The following is a 19,943-nucleotide window of genomic DNA, read 5'->3' as shown; positions in this document are numbered from 1 at the left end:
TATAGCGCCTGACGGGTTTCCTGTGCGGCTAACCGATGCTCTTGGCGGCTTGCAGGACTTCCTTCGCGTGGTTCGGGACCTTCACCCCGCGCCACTCCTGCACCAGCACGCCATAGGCGTCGATCAAGAAGGTGCTGCGTTCGATGCCGCGCACCTGCTTTCCATACATGTTCTTCTGCTTGATGACGCCGAACAGGTTGCAGACGGTTTCGTCGGCGTCGGAGATGAGAGGGAAAGGAAGCTCGTACTTGGCCTTGAAATTCTCGTGCGACTTCAGCGAGTCGCGCGAGATGCCGATCACGATCGCACTGGCCGACAGGAAGTCGCCATGCAGATCGCGGAAATCCTGGCTTTCGGTGGTGCAGCCGGGCGTGTTGTCCTTGGGGTAGAAATACAGGATCACGGCCCGCCCCTGGCATTGTTCAAGGCTGATGGGGCCTATCGTGCTTTCGGCGGTGAACAGCGGGGCGGGTTTGCCTATGCTCGGCGTCATTGACTGGTAGCTCCATTGGGCGGGATGAGGGCGACGACCACGCGCCGTCCCTCAGCCATCAGGATGTTGTAGGTGCGCGAGGCGGCGTGGGTGTCCATCGTTTCCACGCCAATGCCCACGGCCAAAAGGGGACGCAATACTTCAGGGCGCAGGAACAGCTGCTTGCCGCCGGTGCCCACCAGCAGGACTTCGGGCGCGTTGGCCGGCCGGCTGGGCGCGGCTTCCGGGGCATCCAGAAAATCCAGGGGGTTGCGGGCGGGCTCGGACAATCCGGCTGCCTGGAGCAAGAGGGAGGAGGTAATGTCGGCCGGCGACTCAACGGGCCAGATGGTCACTTCGCCTTCGGGGCCGAAAGCGACCGAGGAGGAAAAACGTACCTGGTTGACCTCGATATAGCCATCGCCGTAAGCGGTGACAGTGTTAAGAGCGGCCGTCGCAGGATCGGTATGCAGCTTCAATAAAAACTCCGGCTATACGTGCTTGATAATAGCGCATCGGACACGGCGCATGTTGCAACGTATCCACGAGGGAAAAGGGGCTTTTTTTTCCCATTTGCCCCTCAGGCGTCGTTGCGCTAGATTACAGGGTTTTGCTGCGCTGCAATCGTTTGCTGGCGCGGTTCTAAGCCCCCTTTCCCCTTCGCGCGACCGCGCCCTGGTCTTTTTGCCTTTTCGCCCCTAAGGATTCCCATCATGAGGAAGTTCTCTCGCATCGAGCGTTTGCCCCCGTACGTTTTCAACATTACCGGCGAGCTCAAGATGGCGGCGCGTCGGCGTGGCGAAGACATCATCGACATGTCGATGGGCAATCCGGATGGGGCAACGCCCAAGCACATCGTCGACAAGATGGTCGAGGCGACCAGCCGTCCCACCACCCACGGCTACTCGGTGTCCAAGGGCATCCCGCGTCTGCGCAAGGCGATCTGTGACTGGTATCAGCGCCGCTACGCGGTCGAGTTCGATCCGGACTCCGAAGCCATCGTCACTATCGGCTCCAAGGAAGGCCTGGCCCACCTGATGCTGGCCACGCTCGACCGCGGCGACACCGTGCTGGTGCCCAATCCCAGCTACCCGATCCACATCTATGGCGCCGTCATCGCCGGCGCCAACATCCGTTCCGTGCGCATGACGCCGGGCGTGGACTTCTTCGAGGAACTGGAACGCGCCGTGCGCGAATCCATCCCGAAGCCCAAGATGATGGTGCTGGGCTTTCCCAGCAACCCGACCGCGCAGTGCGTCGACCTGTCGTTCTTCGAGCGCGTGGTCGCGCTGGCCAAGGAACACGACATCCTCGTCGTGCATGATCTGGCCTACGCCGACATCACGTTCGACGGCTACGTGGCCCCGTCCATCATGCAGGTGCCCGGCGCGCGCGACGTCGCCGTCGAGTTCTTCACGATGAGCAAGAGCTACAACATGGCGGGCTGGCGCATCGGCTACATGGTCGGCAACCGCGAGCTCGTGAACGCGCTCGCGCGCATCAAGAGCTATCACGACTACGGTACGTTCACGCCGATCCAGGTGGCGTCCATCGCCGCGCTGGACGGTCCGCAGGACTGCGTGAACGAAATCGTGGCGCAGTATCAAAGCCGCCGCGACGTGCTCGTGCGCGGCCTGCATGAAGCAGGTTGGAATGTGGAAATTCCCAAGGCGTCCATGTACATCTGGGCGCAGATCCCCGAACCCTACCGGGCGATGGGCTCTTTGGAATTTGCCAAGCGTGTCCTGTCGGATGCGAAAGTGGCCGTGTCCCCCGGGATCGGCTTCGGCGAGTATGGCGACGAATACGTGCGCTTCGCTCTTATCGAAAACGAGCAGCGTACCCGTCAGGCGGTGCGCGGCATCAAAGATATGTTCCGCAAGGACGGTCTGCTGAAGTGATGAGTGCCCACCCCCGCAGCGCTGCGCGCTTCCCCCTCTAGGGGGCATGCCTGCGGACCGGCGGAGCCGGATCCGGGGCATCGCGATCGGGTGGCAACAGCTTCATGCACAGGATTATGGAGAAGTGAAATGAATTCCCCTCAACGCCCGCCCGCAGAGGGCGGCGCGATGAAACCCATGAAGGTGGGTCTGCTGGGTCTTGGCGTGGTTGGCGGCGGCACGTGGACCGTGCTGTCCCGCAACGCCGAGGAAATCGCGCGCCGCGCCGGCCGCCGCATTGAAGTCGTCCGCGCCGCCGTGCGCGACGTGGAAAAGGCCCGCGCCCGCGTGGGCGATTCCATCGTGGTTGATACGGACGGTCACGCGCTGGTGCGCGATCCTGAGATCGACATCGTCGTCGAGCTCATCGGCGGCGACACGCTGGCCCGCGAGCTGGTGCTGGAAGCCATCGCCAACGGCAAGCATGTGGTCACGGCCAACAAAGCGCTGCTGGCCAAGCATGGCAACGAGATCTTCGCCGCCGCCTCTGAGCGCGGCGTGATGGTGAACTTTGAAGCCGCCGTCGCCGGTGGCATCCCCATCATCAAGGCGATCCGCGAAGGCCTGACCGCCAACCGCATCCAGTGGGTGGCCGGCATCATCAACGGCACCACCAATTTCATCCTGTCCGAAATGCGTTCGCGCGGCCTGCCGTTCGCCGACGTGCTGGCCGAAGCCCAGCGCCTGGGTTACGCCGAAGCCGATCCCACGTTCGACGTGGAAGGCGTGGACGCCGCGCATAAGCTGACGCTGCTGGCCTCGCTGGCATTCGGCGTGCCCGTGCAGTTCGACCGCGCCCACATCGAAGGCATCTCGCAACTGGCAGCCGAAGACATCGAGCACGCCGAGCGTCTGGGTTACCGCATCAAACTGCTTGGCATCACCAAGCGCCGCCCCGACGGCATCGAGCTGCGCGTGCATCCGGCGCTGGTGCCGTCCGAACGTCTGCTGGCCAACGTCGAAGGCGCGATGAACGCGGTGCTGGTCAAGGGCGACGCCGTCGGCCCCACGCTGTATTACGGGCAGGGCGCGGGCGAAGAGCCCACCGCCTCGGCCGTCGTGGCCGACCTGGTCGACGTGACGCGCCTGCACACCGCCGATCCGGGCAACCGCGTGCCGCATCTGGCCTTCCAGCCGGACGCCATGTCGGACACGCCCATCCTGCCGATCGAACAGGTCAGCACGTCCTACTACCTGCGCCTGCGCGTCGACGATCAGCCGGGCGTGTTGGCGGACATCGCCCGCATCCTGGCCGACCGCGGCATTTCCATCGGTTCGATGATCCAGCAACCGTCGCACATCGGCGGCGCGGACATCATCTTCCTCACGCACGAGGCCATGGAAGGCAACGTCAACCAGGCCATCGAGCGCATCGAGTCGCTGCCGTTCGTGCGGTCCAAGGTGACGCGTCTGCGCGTGGAGAACCTGACCTGATGATGCCTGGCTCCCTCGCCAGGGAGTCCGGCCCATCGAGGAGCCATTGATATGAAATACATCTCGACGCGCGGGGGCATGGCCCCGCTCGAATTCTCCGACATCCTGCTCGAAGGCCTGGCGCCCGACGGCGGGCTGGCCGTGCCGCAGACGCTGCCCCAGGTCTCCGCTGAAACGCTGGAATCCTGGCGCGGCCTTTCGTATGCGGACCTGGCATTCGAAGTGCTGTCGCTGTTCGCCACGGACATTCCCGCGGACGACCTGCGCCGTCTGACCCGCGCCGCCTACACCCCGCAGATCTTCAGCAGCGAGGACATCGTGCCGCTGCGTCCGCTCGACGGCGGGCTGTCGTTGCTGGGCTTGTCGGAAGGTCCGACGCTGGCGTTCAAGGACATGGCCATGCAGTTTCTTGGCCAGGTCTTCGAATACGTGCTGGAAAAGCGCGGCACTACGCTGAACATCGTGGGCGCCACCTCCGGCGACACGGGCTCGGCGGCGGAATACGCGCTTCGCGGCAAAAAGGGCGTGGCGGTGTTCATGCTGTCGCCGCACGGCCGCATGAGCGCCTTCCAGCGCGCGCAGATGTACTCGCTGCAAGACGAGAACATCCACAACATCGCCGTGCGCGGCGTGTTCGACCAAGCGCAAGACATCGTCAAGTCGCTGGCCGGCGACCTGGACTTCAAGAACCGGTATCGCCTGGGCGCCGTGAACTCGATCAACTGGGCGCGCATTGCCGCCCAGGTCGTCTACTACTTCCACGGCTGGCTGCGCGCCACCGAACGCGCCGGACAGCAAGTGTCCTTTGCTGTGCCGTCGGGCAACTTCGGCAACATCCTGTCGGGTCACATTGCCCGCCGCATGGGCTTGCCGATCCGCCGCCTCGTGCTGGCCACGAACGAGAACAACGTGCTGGAAGAGTTCTTCCGTACCGGCGTGTATCGTCCGCGTCCCGCCGAGCAGACGTATGCCACCTCCAGCCCATCGATGGATATCTCGCGCGCCTCCAACTTCGAGCGCTTCGTGTTCGATCTGGTGGGCCGCGATACCGATCGCGTGAAGGCGCTGTGGACGGCGCTGCCGCGGGATGGCGCGTTCGATCTGTCCGACATGAAGGATCAGTTCGAGTCGCAGTATGGCTTCGTGTCGGGCGCCAGCTCGCATGTGGACCGTCTGGCGACGATTCGCGCCTTGTACGACGCTACTGGCGTGCTGGTTGACCCGCACACCGCGGATGGCGTCAAGGTCGCGCGCGAATTCGTCGAGCCGGGCATCCCCATGCTCGTGCTGGAAACCGCGCTGCCGGCCAAGTTCTCCGAGACCATCGAGGAAGCGCTTGGCCGTCCCGCGACGCCGCCCGGCAACCTCGCCGATCTTGAATCGCTGCCGCAGCGCGTCGAAGTGATGGACTGCGACGAAGCGTCCGTACGCCGTTTCATCGAGGCGCACGCAAAGGTGTAAGCACGCTTGCCGCTTGTATACGGTTGCAACCCCTCTCAGGCGCGCCCTTAGAGGGGTTTTTCTTTATTGGGGCCAGGTCCGATTACGTTCTTAAGCATTTTGCGCACAACCGGACACGATTTCGGGGGTCGATTCGGCTAGAGTGAAATCACTATTCAACACTCGGAGAACACGACCATGAACCTGAAGACCATGACGTTGGCCCTGGTGATGACCGGCGTTGGAGTACTGGCCGGATGCTCGTCGCCTTCGGTTATCAACCAACGCGACGGATCTTCGACCGTAGCGCCCGACGAGCCCGAATACGACAAGAAGTCGGGCATGTATGAATACGAACAGAACGGCAAGAAGGTTCAGATCAACAAGGACGACGTGAAGTCGATCGAAGAGGTCAAGTAAGCCAGCCTGACTCTTTAGTGTCTGCACCAAGCAAAAGCCCCGGCTGTCATGGCCGGGGCTTTTGTTTTGCTGCGCGACGAACGGACGCGGTTTACTTGCCCGCGTCCTCGGCGTGGTAGCGGCCCACGCGTTCGACTTCGTTCTTGGAACCCAGGATCACGCTCACGCGCTGGTGCAGCTTTTCAGGCTGGATGTCCATGATGCGCTGCGTGCCGTTGATGGCCGCGCCGCCCGCCTGTTCGATCAGGAAGCTCATGGGGTTGGCTTCGTACATCAGGCGCAGCTTGCCGGCCTTGCCGGGTTCGCGCGCGTCCCACGGGTACATGAAGATGCCGCCGCGGGTCAGGATGCGATGCACGTCCGCCACCATCGAGGCGATCCAGCGCATGTTGAAATCCTTGCCCAACGGGCCGGTGGAGCCAGCCAGGCAGTCGTCGATGTAGCGCTTGACCGGCGGGGCCCAGTGCCGCATGTTCGACATGTTGATGGCGAATTCCTTGGTGTCTTCCGGCACGCGGATGTTCTCGTGCGTCAGCACCCACGATCCCATTTCGCGATCCAGCGTGAAGCCCACGACGCCGTTGCCGATGGTCAGCACCAGCATCGTCTGGGGACCGTAGACGGCGTAGCCGGCCACCACCTGCTTGTTGCCCGGCTGCAGGAAGTCGTCTTCGCAGACGGGGGCGCCCGACACATCATGCGGCGCGTGCAGCACCGAAAAGATGGTGCCGATGGAGACGTTCACGTCGATGTTCGACGAGCCATCCAGGGGATCAAACAGCAGCAGGTATTCGCCCTTGGGGTAGCGGTTCGGGATCAGATGGATGGTTTCCATCTCTTCCGAGGCCATGGCCGCCAGGTGGCCGCCCCATTCGTTGGCTTCCAGCAGGATCTCGTTGGACAGCACGTCCAGCTTCTTCTGGACTTCGCCCTGGACGTTTTCGCTTTCCAGGCTGCCAAGCACGCCGCCCAGCGCGCCCTTGCTGACCGCATGGCTGATGGCCTTGCAGGCGCGCGCCACGACTTCGATGAGCAGCCGGACTTCCGGCGCCAGGGCTTGGGCGGAGCGTTGCTGCTCCACCAGGTATTGAGTCAGTGTTTTACGTTTCAAAAGGATCTCCCTATGCGGCGAATTCTAAAGCCTTGGATACGATTTCCTGCACGTTGCGCGACAGGCCGTCGTGCTGGCGCACTTTTTCAAGCGCGGCCTGCATGGGCACGCGCAGCGTGGGGACGAAGCGCGACCAGTTGTCCAGCGCACGCGCCAGGCGCGCGGCGATTTCCGGGTTCAGCGCGTCCAGCGCCAGCACCTGCTCGGCCCAGAAGGCATAGCCCGAGCCGTCCGGATGGTGCATGCCGCGGGCATTGTTGAGGCAGAACTGGAAAATCAGCGCGCGGGCGCGATTGGGGTTGCGCAGCGTGAAGGCCGGGTGCTTCATCAGCTCGCGGGCGGTCTGCACGGTTGTCGAGCGGGCGGCCGCCTGCAACGCGAACCACTTGTCCACCACCAGCGGATTGGCGCTCCATTTCGTATAGAAAGCGGCCAGCGCCTGCTGCGGGAAGTCGCCTTGTCCGAAATTGATCAGGGCAGTCAGCGCGGCCATGCTGTCGGTCATGTTGCCCGCATTGGCGTACTGCTGTTCGGCCAGGCGCTGGGCTTCGGGCTCGCCGGCCGCCATCAGGTGGCTGAGCGACAGATTCTTCAGGGCGCGCATGCCGGCGGGAATCGGGGCAGGGCTGTACTCGCCCGGCGTCTGGTTCTCGTCGAAGGCGCGGCGGAACTCGGCCTGGAGTTGACGGCCCAGTTCGGCGCGCAGGAAGTCGCGTGCCACGGCCAGAGCGGGCGGATCCACCTGCTGCATGCGTTCGGCGAGTGTCTTTTCCGACGGCAGCGCCAAGGCGCGCGCACGGTAGGCGGCATCCAGTGCGGGATCGGTGAGCAACGCGCGCCAGGCGTCGATGAAAGCCGCCTCGGCCTGCAGCGTACGGCCCGCCTGGCGGGCGTCCGCCAGCGCCAGAATCTGGCGGGTGGCCAGTTCCTGGCCGGCTTCCCAGCGCGCAAACGGATTGCCGTCGTGTGCGGACAGCAGCGCCAGTTCCTCGTTGGACCAGTCGTAATCCACGATGACCGGCGCGGAGAAGTCGCGCAGCAGCGAAGGCACGGGCCGTTCGGCGATATCTTCGAACACCCATTGCTGGCTTTGCGTGGTCAGTTCCAGCAGTGCGGTGTCCACGACGGCGCCCTCGTGGCGCAGCGGCAGCGCGTTGCCATCGCGGTCCAGCAGGCCGATCGCAAAGGGAATGTGGAAGGGCGCTTTGACGTAGTCGGGGCCGGCCTTCTTTTCGACGCCGACGGGCGGGCACGACTGGGTAAGTGTCACGGTGCAACGGCGCGCGGCGGCGTCGTGATCGAGCCTGACCGAAACGCGGGGCGTGCCGGCCTGCCGGTACCAGCGGCGAAACACTGACAGGTCGCGGCCGGGATGCTGCTTGACGTAAACCGATTCCATAGCGGCGACGAAATCGTCGCACGTGACGGCCTGGCCGTCGTGGCGGCGGAAGTATTCGTCCATGCCCGCGCGGAAGCCGGTTTCGCCCAGCAGCGTGTGCTGCATGCGGATGACCTCTGCGCCTTTTTCATACACGGTGGCCGTGTAGAAGTTGCCGATCTCCTGGTAGCTTTCCGGACGGATCGGATGCGCCATGGGGCCGGCGTCTTCGGGGAACTGCGCGGCGCGCAGCGCCACGACGTCATCGATGCGCTTGACGGCGCGCGCGCTGGCCGCGGCTGCGGCGTCCATGTCGCGAGCCATCATGTCGGCGCTGAACTCCTGATCCCGGAAAACCGTCAGGCCTTCCTTCAGGCTCAGTTGGAACCAGTCGCGGCAAGTGACGCGGTTGCCGGTCCAGTTGTGGAAGTATTCATGCCCGATGACCGATTCGATACCTTCGTAGTTCGCGTCGGTGGCCGTCTGCGGATCGGCCAGCACGTAAGCCGCGTTGAAGATATTCAGGCCTTTGTTTTCCATGGCTCCCATATTGAAGTCATGGACGGCCACGATCATGAAGCGGTCCAGGTCCAGTTCAAGCCCGAAACGGCTTTCGTCCCAGCGCAGCGAACGCACCAGCGAATCCAGCGCCCATTCGGTCTTGGTTTCGGAGCCGGGGTCGCTGTAGACCTGCAGCAGCACATCGCGGCCACTGACCGTTTTGACCGTGGTTTCGCGATGCGTGAGGTTGCCCGCCACCAGCGCGAACAGATAGCAGGGCTTGGGGAACGGATCTTCCCATTCGACCTCGTTGCGGCCGTCGGGCAGCTGGCGCGAGGCGATCAGGTTGCCGTTGGACAGCAGCACGGGATACTCGGGCTGCGCGCGCAGCGTCACGCGATAACGCGACATGACGTCGGGGCGGTCAGCAAACCACGTAATGCGGCGGAAGCCTTCGGCCTCGCATTGCGTGAAGAAATTGCCGCCCGACACGTACAAACCCATCAGGGTGGAATTGGCGGACGGCTTGCAGCGGCTGACGATTTGAACCGTGGCGTCGGCAGGCAGGCCACGCAGCGTAAGGGTGTGCTCGGACAGCTGGTAGCTGGCGGCGGGCAGCGGCTCGCCATTCACGCCTACCGACACGAGTTCCAACTCTTCTCCGTCCAGGATCAGGGCGGCGTCGGCGCTGGCTTCAGGCCTGCGCTGCACGTGCATCGTGCAGCGCACTTCGGTCGCGTCGGGGGCGAGGTCGAAGGCGAGGGCGACTTCGGGAATTTCGTAGGGGTAGGGCTGGTAATCCTTGCGGTAAACGGTAACGGGCGTGTCGGTGCGCATGGGATTTGCAGTCCAGTATGAACAAGAAGGCTATTGTAGTGGCTGGCCGATGAGCGGACCCTTGGGCTTACGGGCTAGCCTGAAAACTTTTGGCAAGCGCTTATGTCAAAGCTCGTTATGATGGCGCCGTCGTGCGCTGAAGGAGTTGCAAATGTCCAGGTCGTCTTGGTTCAGCAGTCTTGGCCGGTGGGCCGGTATTCTTGCCGTCCTGGGGGCGATGACGTTGACGGGCTGCGCCGCGCCGACCGTCTCGGCCCGCGTGACGTCGTTTCAGCAATGGCCGGCGGCTGTCGAAGGCCAGACCTATCAGTTTGTTCCCGCCGACCCATCTCAAATCAATAATCTGGAATATCAGTCGTTCCAGGACATGGTGCGCGCGGGTATCGGCGCTACGGGTCTGGTCGAAGCCCGCCAAGGCGTAAAGGCCCGCTTCGAGGTGTCGTTCCGTTATGGCACCACACAGACGCAGGTGATGGTGCGCCGTCCGTACGATCCGTATTTCTATGGCGGCTATGGCGGTTTCTATGGGCCAGGACCATGGGGCATGGGCGCGGGTTTCTGGGGCCCGGACTGGGTCGACGTGCCCATGGTGGTCCAGCGCAATTCGCTGTCGCTCTTCATACGGGATACCCAGCAGGGCGGTGCCGAGGTATACCGTTCGACCGCCTTCATATTGAGCGAGCGCGATGATTTGCTTCGCACCATGCCCTATCTGGTGCGCGCCATATTCGACAATTTCCCCGGCAATAACGGCGCTGAACGAGAGATTCAATTCCCCGCGCGTTGAGCCGGGAAGGTTCTTGGCGGTGGTTTCCTAAAATAAAAACGGCGCACCATGATGGTGCGCCGTTTTTATTTCTTACTGAGCAATAGGTTTTATTCCTTGATAAGAAAACTCTCGCGGGTTGCGCCGCCGGCTTCTTCGGCAGCGAGCCAGCGCGGCGCCTTGCCGCGGCCGCTCCAAGTTTCTCCGGTTTGCGGGTGGCGATACTTGGGCGCCACCGCGCGCTTCGCGGCGCCGCTTGCGCGGGCGGGGGCGCCGGCCTTACGGCGGCCACCCGTGGCAGCGCGGGCGGGCTTGCCGGCGCCGTACGCGGCGATGATTTCTTCAGGCGTGATGTCGTACTCGCGCATCGACGTGATGATGGACGTGATCACCGGCTTGCGGCGCTTCGTCTGGAGGACTTCGGCCTTCTTTTGGAGCTTGTTGATTTCCTTTTCGATCTTTGCTTGCAGAGCTGCGTAGGTTTCTCGGGCCATGGTTTATTCCTGATTATGGAACTGCTTTAATCGCCGGCGAAGTTATGTTTATTTGTTGTGCTTCGCATAATACAGAATTTAAGCCGGGGTATCGTCATTCTCAGACTAATTACTTTGTATCAAAAGCGCGGGAAGGCTTATCGCTTGCGGGTCGCCGCAATTTTCACAACATAGGAAGCAATATCTTAAATTTGGGACAAACTGAAACAAGCGGCTGCTTGGCTAACGGGTTTGCATTGGGAACGATTGATTGTCCGACAACCCCGAGAATGGCTTGCTGGCTAACGAAATCGGCAGCCGGCAAGGCGGCGCGGTGGAACTTTCAAGGCGAGTCTCGCGTCAATAACCGAGCGCTCGATGCGGGCTGAATTTGTCGCCAACGCACGCGTTATACATTATGGCTTTGTGACCCCCCCTGCGTTGGTATACCCCTGGAACAACGGTGTTCCGTCCCTCGGATTTCATTTTGTTGTCAGGTCGTACGACAAGATCGAAATCGTCTGATAGGCAATGCGGTCCCGGTGTAATTGCTTAACTTGATACTTAACTTGATGCCCAGTATGCCGCCCCCATCCGTATGGGCAAGATAATGCGAGATCATTTTGTCCCGCATGGCGTGCCGCATTTGCCACCACGGCGCACCGCGACTTTTGGTGTCCGGCGCGACGCCGGGTCCTTGTCGGCGGTACGATACGGTCTTGAGCGCCATGACGCGCATGCGCGGCCCCGGTGCCGTTCCTGAACTGAGCCTATGAAAATCATCGATCCCGCCATTGCTTCCCTGGCCACCGCCAAATCCCTTCTGCTAGACCCATGGGGTCTGACCGAAGCGGACATGGCGCGGGCACTGGGTGAAATCTTCACCCACAAGGTCGATTACGCCGACCTGTATTTCCAGTACACGCGCAGCGAAGGCTGGAGTCTTGAAGAAGGGATTGTGAAGACGGGCAGTTTCTCCATCAGCCAGGGCGTGGGTGTCCGGGCTGTCAGCGGGGAAAAGACCGCATTCGCCTATTCGGATTCCCTGTCGCCCGACGCGCTGCTGTCGTCGGCGCACGCCGTGCGCGGCATCGCGCGCCGCGGCGCCGGCAAGGTCAAGGTCGCCGCTCACGTCGAGGCCGAGATGGGCCGTAGCCTGTATGCGGACATCGACCCCGTCGCCAGCCTCAGCGCGCCCGAAAAGGTCGCACTGCTCGAGCGCATCGAGCGCATGGCGCGGGCGCGCGATCCCCACGTGATCCAGGTCATGGCCGGACTGGGCGCGGAATATGACGTGGTGCTGGTCGCGGGCAGCGACGGCCGCCTGGCCGCAGACGTGCGTCCCCTGGTGCGCCTGTCGCTCACCGTGATTGCCGAACGCAACGGCCGTCGCGAAATGGGTCACGCCGGCGGCGGTGGCCGGTTGGGCCTGGCCTACTTCACCGACGAGATGCTGCAGGGCTATGTCGAGCGCGCGGTGCACGAAGCCATGGTCAACCTCGAGGCGCGTCCCGCACCGGCCGGCGAAATGACGGTTGTCCTGGGCTCGGGCTGGCCTGGCATCCTGCTGCACGAAGCCGTCGGCCATGGCCTGGAAGGCGACTTCAACCGCAAGGGCTCCAGCGTGTTCTCCGGACGCATCGGCGAGCGCGTGGCGTCCAAGGGCGTCACCGTGATCGACGACGGCACGATTCCCGACCGCCGCGGTTCGCTCAACATTGACGACGAAGGCAATGCCACGCAACGCAACGTCCTGATCGAAGACGGCATTCTGCGAGGCTACATGCAGGACACGCTGAATGCGCGCCTGATGAAGACCGCCGCCACCGGCAACGGCCGCCGCGAGTCCTTCGCGCACCTGCCCATGCCGCGCATGACCAACACGTACATGCTGGCCGGCGACAAGCCCGCCGACGAAATCGTGGCTTCGGTCAAGCGGGGCCTGTATGCCGTCAACTTTGGCGGCGGCCAGGTCGACATCACCAACGGCAAGTTTGTGTTCTCGGCCTCCGAGGCCTACATGATCGAAGACGGCAAGGTTACGTATCCGGTCAAGGGCGCCACGCTCATCGGCAATGGCCCCGACGCCATGAACCGCGTCACCATGATCGGCAACGACCTGCAGCTGGACTCTGGCGTGGGCACCTGCGGCAAGGACGGCCAGAGCGTGCCCGTCGGTGTCGGCATGCCGACGGTCCGCATGGAAGGCCTGACGGTCGGCGGCACGGCCTGATGGCATAAATGGGGGCGGCATCCGGCAAAAATCCGGCGTGACGCCCTCAAAAAACTGTGCTAGAGTCGGTCCCCATGAAATTCGCGTCCCCCGCCTTTTATTTTTATTTTTTTGGTTTTCTGAAGCCGCTGGCGGAGGAAGGGACGCGCTCAATCTGAAGTTTGGACAGAATCCCCCCAAAAAAGCCGCCAGCAAATCTGGCGGCTTTTTTTATGCCGCCGTGGCGGGCAACCCAGGAGCAGTACCGTGTCGCACAACACCGATGACCTTCGTATTCGAGAAATCAAGGAACTGAATCCGCCCTCGCACGTGATGCGCGAGTTCGCGTGCACCAAGGAGGCGTCCGAGACCGTCTTCGCCGCGCGGCAAGGCATGCACCGCATCCTGCACGGCATGGACGATCGCATGATCGTCGTGATCGGTCCGTGTTCCATTCACGACACGCGCGCCGCCATCGAATACGCCAAGCGTCTGAAGCCCGTGCGCGACCGCCTGAGCGCGGACCTGGAAATCGTGATGCGCGTGTACTTCGAGAAGCCGCGCACGACCGTGGGCTGGAAAGGCCTGATCAACGATCCCGACCTGGACGGCAGCTTCGACATCAACAAGGGCGTGCGCGTCGCCCGCGAACTGCTGCTGGACATCAACAGCATGGGCTTGCCGGCGGGATGCGAGTTCCTGGACATGATTACGCCGCAGTACATCGCGGATCTGGTCTCCTGGGGGGCGATCGGGGCGCGCACGACGGAGAGCCAGGTGCACCGCGAGCTGGCGTCGGGCCTGTCGTGTCCGGTGGGATTCAAGAATGGCACGGACGGCAACGTGAAGATCGCCGTCGATGCGATCAAGGCGGCCTCGCAGCCGCACCATTTCCTGTCGGTGACCAAGGGCGGCCATTCGGCCATCGTGTCCACGGCGGGCAACGAGGACTGCCACGTCATCCTGCGCGGCGGCAAGACGCCGAATTACGACGCGGCCAGCGTGGACGCCGCTTGCCAGGACGTGTCCAAGGCCGGTCTCGCGCAGCGCATCATGGTCGACGCCAGCCACGCCAACAGCAGCAAGAAGCCGGAGAACCAGCCGCTCGTCGTCGAAGATGTGGCGCGCCAGATGGAAGCCGGCGATGCGCGCCTGGTCGGCGTCATGGTCGAAAGCCATCTGCTGGGCGGCCGCCAGGACATGGTGCCGGGGCAGCCGCTGGTGTACGGCCAGAGCATTACCGACGGCTGCATCGACTGGGATGCGTCAGTGGCCGTGCTGGAGCGCCTGGCGCAAGCCGTGCGCGAACGCCGCCGCGTGGCGCTGACGTCTGGCAAGTAAATCCGGCAAGTAAATCCGGCAAGTGATTCCGGCAAGCGATTCCGGAGAATGAGGGGGATTCACGCCGCGCACCGTCAGCCTGGGACGGTGTGCGGCGCAGCACGCGAGGCGGCGTAGAATATTCGGATTATCGAACCCGGGAAACCACGAGATCATGAACGCTCCCTTGCACGCCGAATCGTTGCGCCGCGCGGTACCGGCCGCCTGTCTGGATGCCTTGCGTGCGCACTTTGGCGACCGCCTGTCGGAATCGGCCGCCGTGCGCGAACACCATGGCCGCGACGAATCGCCTTACCCGGCCATGCTGCCCGACGCCGTGGTCTTCGCGCACTCGACGGAAGATGTCGCATTCGTCGCCAAGGTGTGCAACGAGCACCGCGTTCCCTTGATCCCGTACGGCGCCGGCTCGTCGCTCGAAGGCCACATTCTTGCGATCCAGGGCGGCATCAGCCTGGACCTGTCGCAGATGAACAAGGTCCTCGCTATCAACGCCGAAGACCTCACCGCCACGGTGCAGGCCGGCGTGCTGCGCAAGCAGCTCAATGAAGAGATCCGCAGCACCGGTCTGTTCTTTCCGATTGACCCGGGCGCCGACGCCAGCCTGGGCGGCATGGCCGCCACCCGCGCGTCGGGCACCAACGCCGTGCGCTACGGCACGATGCGCGAAAACGTCATGTCGCTGACCGTCGTCACCGCGGACGGCCGCATCATCCGCACCGCGGGCCGCGCCCGCAAGTCGTCGGCCGGCTACGACCTGACGCGCATTTTCGTGGGCAGCGAGGGCACGCTCGGCATCATCACCGAAGTGACCGTGCGCTTGTATCCACAGCCCGAAGCCGTGTCCGCCGCCGTCTGCAATTTCCCGACGCTGGACGCCGCCGTGCAGAGCGTGATCGAGATCATCCAGATGGGCGTGCCGATCGCGCGCGTCGAGTTCATGGACGCCGCCAGCGTGCGTGCCGTCAACCTGCACAGCAAGCTGACCCTGCGCGAAACGCCGCTGCTGGTATTTGAGTTTCACGGCAGCCCCGCCGGCGTTCAGGAGCAGGCCGAAACCGTGCAGGCCATCACGGCCGAACACGGCGGCATGGACTTCGAATGGGCCGAGCGTCCCGAAGACCGCAGCCGCCTCTGGACCGCGCGCCACAACGCGTATTTTGCGGGCCTGCAGTTGCGTCCCGGCTGCCGCGCCAGCACCACCGACGTCTGCGTGCCGATTTCGCGTTTGGCCGACTGCGTGCGCGACACCGTCGAGGAACTGGACCGCGCAAGCTTCCCGTACACGATCGTCGGCCACGTGGGCGACGGCAACTTCCATGTGCTGATGCTGCTGGACGCTGACAACGCGCAGGAATGGCAGGAATCGGAAGCCATCAATCACAACCTCGTGCGCCGCGCCATCGCTGCCGATGGCACCTGCACGGGCGAGCACGGCGTCGGCCTGCACAAGATGCAGTTCATGGCAGAAGAGCACGGCGAAGACGCGCTGGATCTGATGCGCAGTCTGAAGCACGCGTTTGACCCGAACAACATCCTGAATCCAGGCAAGATCGTGTCCTGGTAATCAACAGGGGGAGGCTGCAAACGCCTCCCTCGATCCGTCAGCGCCTGCTGCTTTTACGCGACAGGCAGCTCCACGGTTTACGGCCGGTTACGTATGAACTGGCCGCAAATGCCGGTAAATGCGTCGGGTGCGGGTAAATCCCGGCCTGATTAACATGGGCACACGCGCTATTGTTGCGCTCATGAATTCACTGGTCGAAACCGGCCTGGCACAAGTGCAGGCGCCTTATTCGCAGCAGCAGCTCATCGAGGCGTTGTCGGCCGCGTTGCCCGCGCACTGTGTGCTTTATCGCGAAGAGGACACCCGTCCTTACGAATGCGATGGCCTATCCCTTTACCGCTCGATTCCCGCGGTCGTTGCCTTGCCTGAAACGGAAGCGCAGGTGCAGGCCATCATGCGCATCTGCAAGCGCCTGAACGCGCCTATTGTTGCGCGCGGCGCCGGAACGGGATTGTCGGGCGGCGCCATGCCGCACAGCCAGGGCGTGTTGCTGGGGCTGTCCAAATTCAATCGGATCAAGCATATCGACCTGGCCAGCACGACCGCCATCGTCGAGCCGGGCGTGCGCAATCTTGCTATCTCCGAAGCCGTGTCGCCGTATGGGCTGTACTACGCGCCGGACCCATCGAGCCAGATCGCGTGCTCCATTGGCGGCAACGTCGCGGAAAACTCTGGCGGCGTACATTGCCTGAAATACGGCCTGACCGTGCACAACGTGCTGCGCGTGCGCGTGGTCACGATTGACGGCGACGTGGTCGAACTGGGATCGCACGCGCCGGACGCGCCCGGACTGGACCTGTTGTCCGTGTTCGTCGGGTCCGAGGGCATGCTGGGCGTCGTCACCGAAGTGACCGTCAAGCTCATCCCGAAGCCGGCCTGCCAACAGGTCGTCATGGCCAGTTTTTCCAGCGTCGAGGCGGCAGGCAATGCGGTCACGCAGGTGATCGCGGCAGGCATGATTCCGGCGGGTCTTGAAATGATGGACCGGCGTGCCACGCATATGGTGGAGCCGTTTGTCCGCGCGGGCTACGACATGGACGCGCAGGCCATCCTGCTATGCGAATCGGACGGCACACCCGAAGAGGTGGCGCACGAGATCGCGCGCATGGAGGCCGTGTTCCGGCAAGCCGGCGCCACGCGTTGCCAGGTGTCGGCATCCGAGGCGGAACGCTTGAAATTCTGGGCGGGGCGCAAGAACGCGTTTCCCGCTGCCGGGCGCGTGTCGCCCGATTACTACTGCATGGACGGCACGATACCGCGCCGTCATCTGGCGCGCGTACTGGGCGCCATTGAACAGATGGAAGACGAATTCGGCCTGCGATGCGCCAACGTCTTTCATGCCGGCGACGGCAATCTGCATCCGCTGATCCTGTTCGATTCGAATAAGCCGGACGAGGTGGAGCGCGCCGAGAAATTCGGTGCGGCCATTCTTGAGCTGTGCGTGCAAGTGGGAGGAACCGTGACCGGAGAGCACGGTGTGGGAATGGAGAAGATAAATCAAATGTGCGTGCAATTCTCTCGCGAAGAACTCGACGCGTTCCTGGCAGTCAAGCGGGCCTTTGATCCGCCGTGCCTGCTGAATCCTGAAAAGGTCATCCCCACGCTGGCACGCTGCGCCGAATACGGCAAGATGCACGTCCATGCGGGAGAACTGCGCTTCCCCGATCTCGCCCGTTTCTAGGACGTATCCCTTATGGATTTTGTCCTGTCGGAATTGTGCGACCAGGTCATGACGGCCCGTGCCGGCCACAAACCCCTGTTCGTGATGGGCGGCGGCAGCAAGCGGTTCTACGGTAACTACCGTCCCGTGCGGCCGCAGGATGGCCATTGCCTGCTGGATATGACGCCGTACCGCGGCATCGTCAGCTACCACCCATCCGAACTCGTCGTCACGGTGCGCGCCGGCACGCCCCTGGAAGAACTTGAGGCCGCGCTTGCCGAACACGGCCAGATGCTGGCCTTCGAGCCGCCGCACTTCGCGCCCACCGCCACCGTGGGCGGCTGCGTCGCAGCCGGCCTGTCGGGCCCGCGCCGCATGAGCGCGGGGGCGCTCAAGGATTTCGTGCTCGGTGCGCAACTGCTGGATTCGGAAGGACGCATCCTTTCCTTCGGCGGCGAGGTCATGAAGAACGTGGCGGGCTATGACGTGTCGCGCCTCCTGGCCGGCTCGCACGGCATCTTCGGCGCCATCCTGGAGGTGTCGCTGAAGGTTGTGCCCAAGCCGATGGAAGAGATGACGCTGGCGTTGCCCGAGACGCAGGCGCAGGCACTGGCCAACTTTGCCTTCTGGCGCGGCAAGCCGCTGCCGATCTCGGCATCGAGCTGGTCAAGCGATGCCGACGGCGCGGACGGCATGACGATGGTGCGCCTGTCGGGCGCGCCGCCCGCGCTGGCCAGCGCGCGAGCGCTGATCGGCGGCGATGTGCTGGCGCCCGATGCGGCCGACGCATGGTGGCGGTCGTTGCGCGAGCAGACGCACCCTTTCTTTGCGCCAGACCGGCCATTGTGGCGGCTGGCCCTGCCGCCAACCACCGCCGATCTGGAACTGGGGCCGACGCTGGTGGAGTGGGGCGGTGGCCAGCGTTGGCTGAGCGGTCCGCGCGATGCCGCTGAACTACGCGAGACGGCGGCCCGCCACGGCGGCCACGCGACGCTGTTCCGGCCCGCCGACACCCCGCCGCCCGCCGATGGCGTGTTCCATCCGCTTGCGCCGGGTGTCGGCGCAATCACCCGCAGGCTGAAGCAGGAACTCGATCCCGCAGGCCTCTTCAACCCCGGCCGCCTGGTCCTGGAGCTGTAGGACATCATGCAAACCAATCTGGCATCCTGGGCGAGCGGCACCGATCTGGGCAACGAGGCGGACGCGATTCTGCGCCGCTGCGTGCATTGCGGTTTTTGCACGGCCACCTGTCCCACGTATCAGGTCCTGGGCGACGAACTGGACAGCCCGCGCGGACGCATCTATCTCATCAAGCAGGTGCTGGAGGGCAAGGAGCCCACGCAATCCACGCAGCAGCATCTGGACCGCTGCCTGACCTGCCGCAATTGCGAGACCACCTGCCCGTCCGGCGTCGAGTACGGCCACCTCGTCGACATCGGCCGCAAGATCGTGGACGAGCGCGTGGAGCGGTCGTGGGGCGACAAGACCAAGCGCACGTTGCTGCGCAAGGCAATGCTGTCGCCGATGTTCGCGCCGGCCATGCGTCTGGGTCAGAGCCTGCGCGGCATCCTGCCCCAGGCCCTGCGGCGCAAGGTGCCGGAACGCCGCGACGCCGGACCGCTACCGCAGGTGGCGCGACACGATCGCCAGGTCCTGATGCTGGCGGGCTGCGTGCAGCCGGCCATGATGCCCACCATCGACGCCGCCACCATCCGCGTGCTGGATGCGGTCGGCATCGGCGCGCGGATCGCGCCGGGCGCCGGTTGCTGCGGCGCGGTCAGTTTCCACCTGGACGCGCAGGACGAAGCCGTGGCGCAGATGCGCGCCAACGTCGACGCGTGGTGGCCGCTGGTGCAGGACGGCAAGGTCGAGGCCATCGTCATGAATGCGTCGGGCTGCGGCGCCATGGTCAAGGAATACGCGCACCATCTGCGCCACGACCCGGCGTATGCGCAGAAAGCCGCCGACATCGTGGCGCTGGTGAAGGACGTGGCGGAGATCGTCGCGCCGCACGCCGATATGCTGCGGTCGCGCCTGCCGGCCGGCACGCGGGCATCGTTTCACCCGCCGTGCACGTTGCAGCACTGGCAAGGGCTGCGGCCGTTGTCAGAGCAATTGCTGGTCGATCTGGGATTTGAGCTGCAGCCGTTCGCGGACAAGCATCTGTGCTGCGGATCGGCGGGCGCGTATTCGGTATTGAATCCGGACATCGCGCTGGAGCTGCGTGACCGCAAGCTGGGCGCCATCGCGGTGGGCAGTCCCGATGTGATCCTGTCGGCCAACATCGGGTGCATCGGCCATCTGCAAAGCGGCACCGATACGCCGGTGCGCCATTGGGTCGAAGTGGTCGACGAGCAGTTGCGCCGCGCTGCGCAGGGCTAGCCGCCCGCGCAG

16 protein-coding genes are annotated in these 19,943 nt (G+C 63.9%); 11 read left to right on the top strand and 5 right to left on the bottom strand.

All coding sequences use genetic code 11. The annotated features are described in order from the left end of the window. Positions 1-28 precede the first annotated feature (28 nt). On the bottom strand, positions 29-493 hold the full coding sequence (locus B3098_RS05805) for a peroxiredoxin (protein WP_056567320.1): 465 nt from the start codon (positions 491-493) through the stop codon (positions 29-31). Next, positions 490-951, bottom strand: coding sequence for an Mth938-like domain-containing protein (locus B3098_RS05800; protein WP_218345095.1), 462 nt, complete (start codon positions 949-951; stop codon positions 490-492). Before B3098_RS05800 ends, B3098_RS05805 begins: the two co-directional genes overlap by 4 nt. Positions 952-1,185: 234 nt before the next feature. Here B3098_RS05800 and alaC point away from each other — a divergent pair, with 234 nt between their 5' ends. From alaC to B3098_RS05780, 4 genes are all read left to right on the top strand, one after another. Next, positions 1,186-2,373, top strand: a complete 1,188-nt coding sequence (gene alaC, locus B3098_RS05795; RefSeq protein ID WP_056567313.1) for an alanine transaminase — start codon at positions 1,186-1,188, stop codon at positions 2,371-2,373. A 168-nt stretch (positions 2,374-2,541) separates the two neighbouring features. Then, positions 2,542-3,846, top strand: a complete 1,305-nt coding sequence (locus tag B3098_RS05790; protein WP_175138809.1) for a homoserine dehydrogenase — start codon at positions 2,542-2,544, stop codon at positions 3,844-3,846. A gap of 51 nt (positions 3,847-3,897) precedes the next feature. Next, positions 3,898-5,307 (top strand): threonine synthase, encoded by a 1,410-nt coding sequence (gene thrC, locus B3098_RS05785; protein WP_218345094.1) that lies wholly within the window; start codon positions 3,898-3,900, stop codon positions 5,305-5,307. Between the two features lie 177 nt (positions 5,308-5,484). After that, on the top strand, positions 5,485-5,706 hold the full coding sequence (locus B3098_RS05780; protein ID WP_056567306.1) for a YgdI/YgdR family lipoprotein: 222 nt from the start codon (positions 5,485-5,487) through the stop codon (positions 5,704-5,706). A gap of 91 nt (positions 5,707-5,797) precedes the next feature. Here B3098_RS05780 and B3098_RS05775 read toward each other — a convergent pair whose 3' ends face one another. Next, the gene (locus B3098_RS05775) at positions 5,798-6,817 is read right to left on the bottom strand and encodes a class 1 fructose-bisphosphatase (RefSeq protein WP_175124626.1); all 1,020 of its coding nucleotides are present in this window, start codon (positions 6,815-6,817) and stop codon (positions 5,798-5,800) included. A 10-nt stretch (positions 6,818-6,827) separates the two neighbouring features. Further along, on the bottom strand, positions 6,828-9,533 hold the full coding sequence (gene pepN, locus B3098_RS05770) for an aminopeptidase N (protein WP_286892876.1): 2,706 nt from the start codon (positions 9,531-9,533) through the stop codon (positions 6,828-6,830). Positions 9,534-9,684: 151 nt separating this feature from the next. Here pepN and B3098_RS05765 point away from each other — a divergent pair, with 151 nt between their 5' ends. After that, the gene (locus tag B3098_RS05765; RefSeq protein ID WP_175124624.1) at positions 9,685-10,320 is read left to right on the top strand and encodes a DUF4136 domain-containing protein; all 636 of its coding nucleotides are present in this window, start codon (positions 9,685-9,687) and stop codon (positions 10,318-10,320) included. A gap of 89 nt (positions 10,321-10,409) precedes the next feature. Here the strand turns inward: B3098_RS05765 and B3098_RS05760 are convergent, their stop codons facing one another. Then, the gene (locus B3098_RS05760) at positions 10,410-10,793 is read right to left on the bottom strand and encodes an H-NS histone family protein (RefSeq protein WP_286892875.1); all 384 of its coding nucleotides are present in this window, start codon (positions 10,791-10,793) and stop codon (positions 10,410-10,412) included. Positions 10,794-11,544: 751 nt separating this feature from the next. On the opposite strand from B3098_RS05760, the gene tldD reads away from it, so the two are divergent. The 6 genes from tldD (at position 11,545) to glcF (ending at position 19,931) form a co-directional block, all read left to right on the top strand. After that, positions 11,545-13,005: a metalloprotease TldD gene (gene tldD, locus B3098_RS05755; RefSeq protein ID WP_175124623.1), complete on the top strand. Its 1,461-nt coding sequence runs from the start codon at positions 11,545-11,547 to the stop codon at positions 13,003-13,005. A 246-nt stretch (positions 13,006-13,251) separates the two neighbouring features. Beyond that, the gene (aroG, locus tag B3098_RS05750; protein WP_175124622.1) at positions 13,252-14,325 is read left to right on the top strand and encodes a 3-deoxy-7-phosphoheptulonate synthase AroG; all 1,074 of its coding nucleotides are present in this window, start codon (positions 13,252-13,254) and stop codon (positions 14,323-14,325) included. 154 nt (positions 14,326-14,479) lie between these two features. Continuing rightward, positions 14,480-15,889: an FAD-binding oxidoreductase gene (locus tag B3098_RS05745; RefSeq protein ID WP_175124621.1), complete on the top strand. Its 1,410-nt coding sequence runs from the start codon at positions 14,480-14,482 to the stop codon at positions 15,887-15,889. 181 nt (positions 15,890-16,070) lie between these two features. Then, positions 16,071-17,570: an FAD-linked oxidase C-terminal domain-containing protein gene (locus B3098_RS05740; protein ID WP_175138771.1), complete on the top strand. Its 1,500-nt coding sequence runs from the start codon at positions 16,071-16,073 to the stop codon at positions 17,568-17,570. A 12-nt stretch (positions 17,571-17,582) separates the two neighbouring features. Next, the gene (gene glcE / locus B3098_RS05735) at positions 17,583-18,689 is read left to right on the top strand and encodes a glycolate oxidase subunit GlcE (protein ID WP_279973014.1); all 1,107 of its coding nucleotides are present in this window, start codon (positions 17,583-17,585) and stop codon (positions 18,687-18,689) included. A gap of 6 nt (positions 18,690-18,695) precedes the next feature. Next, a complete protein-coding gene (gene glcF, locus B3098_RS05730; RefSeq protein ID WP_175138769.1) occupies positions 18,696-19,931 on the top strand; it encodes a glycolate oxidase subunit GlcF in 1,236 nt (411 codons plus the stop codon). Positions 19,932-19,943: the final 12 nt, after the last annotated feature.

The sequence above is a fragment of the Achromobacter sp. UBA2119 genome (assembly GCF_002331005.1).
GTDB lineage: Bacteria > Pseudomonadota > Gammaproteobacteria > Burkholderiales > Burkholderiaceae_B > Achromobacter > Achromobacter animicus.
Note: the sequence above shows the minus strand (reverse complement) of the source record. Positions and strands in the feature narration are given on the sequence as shown.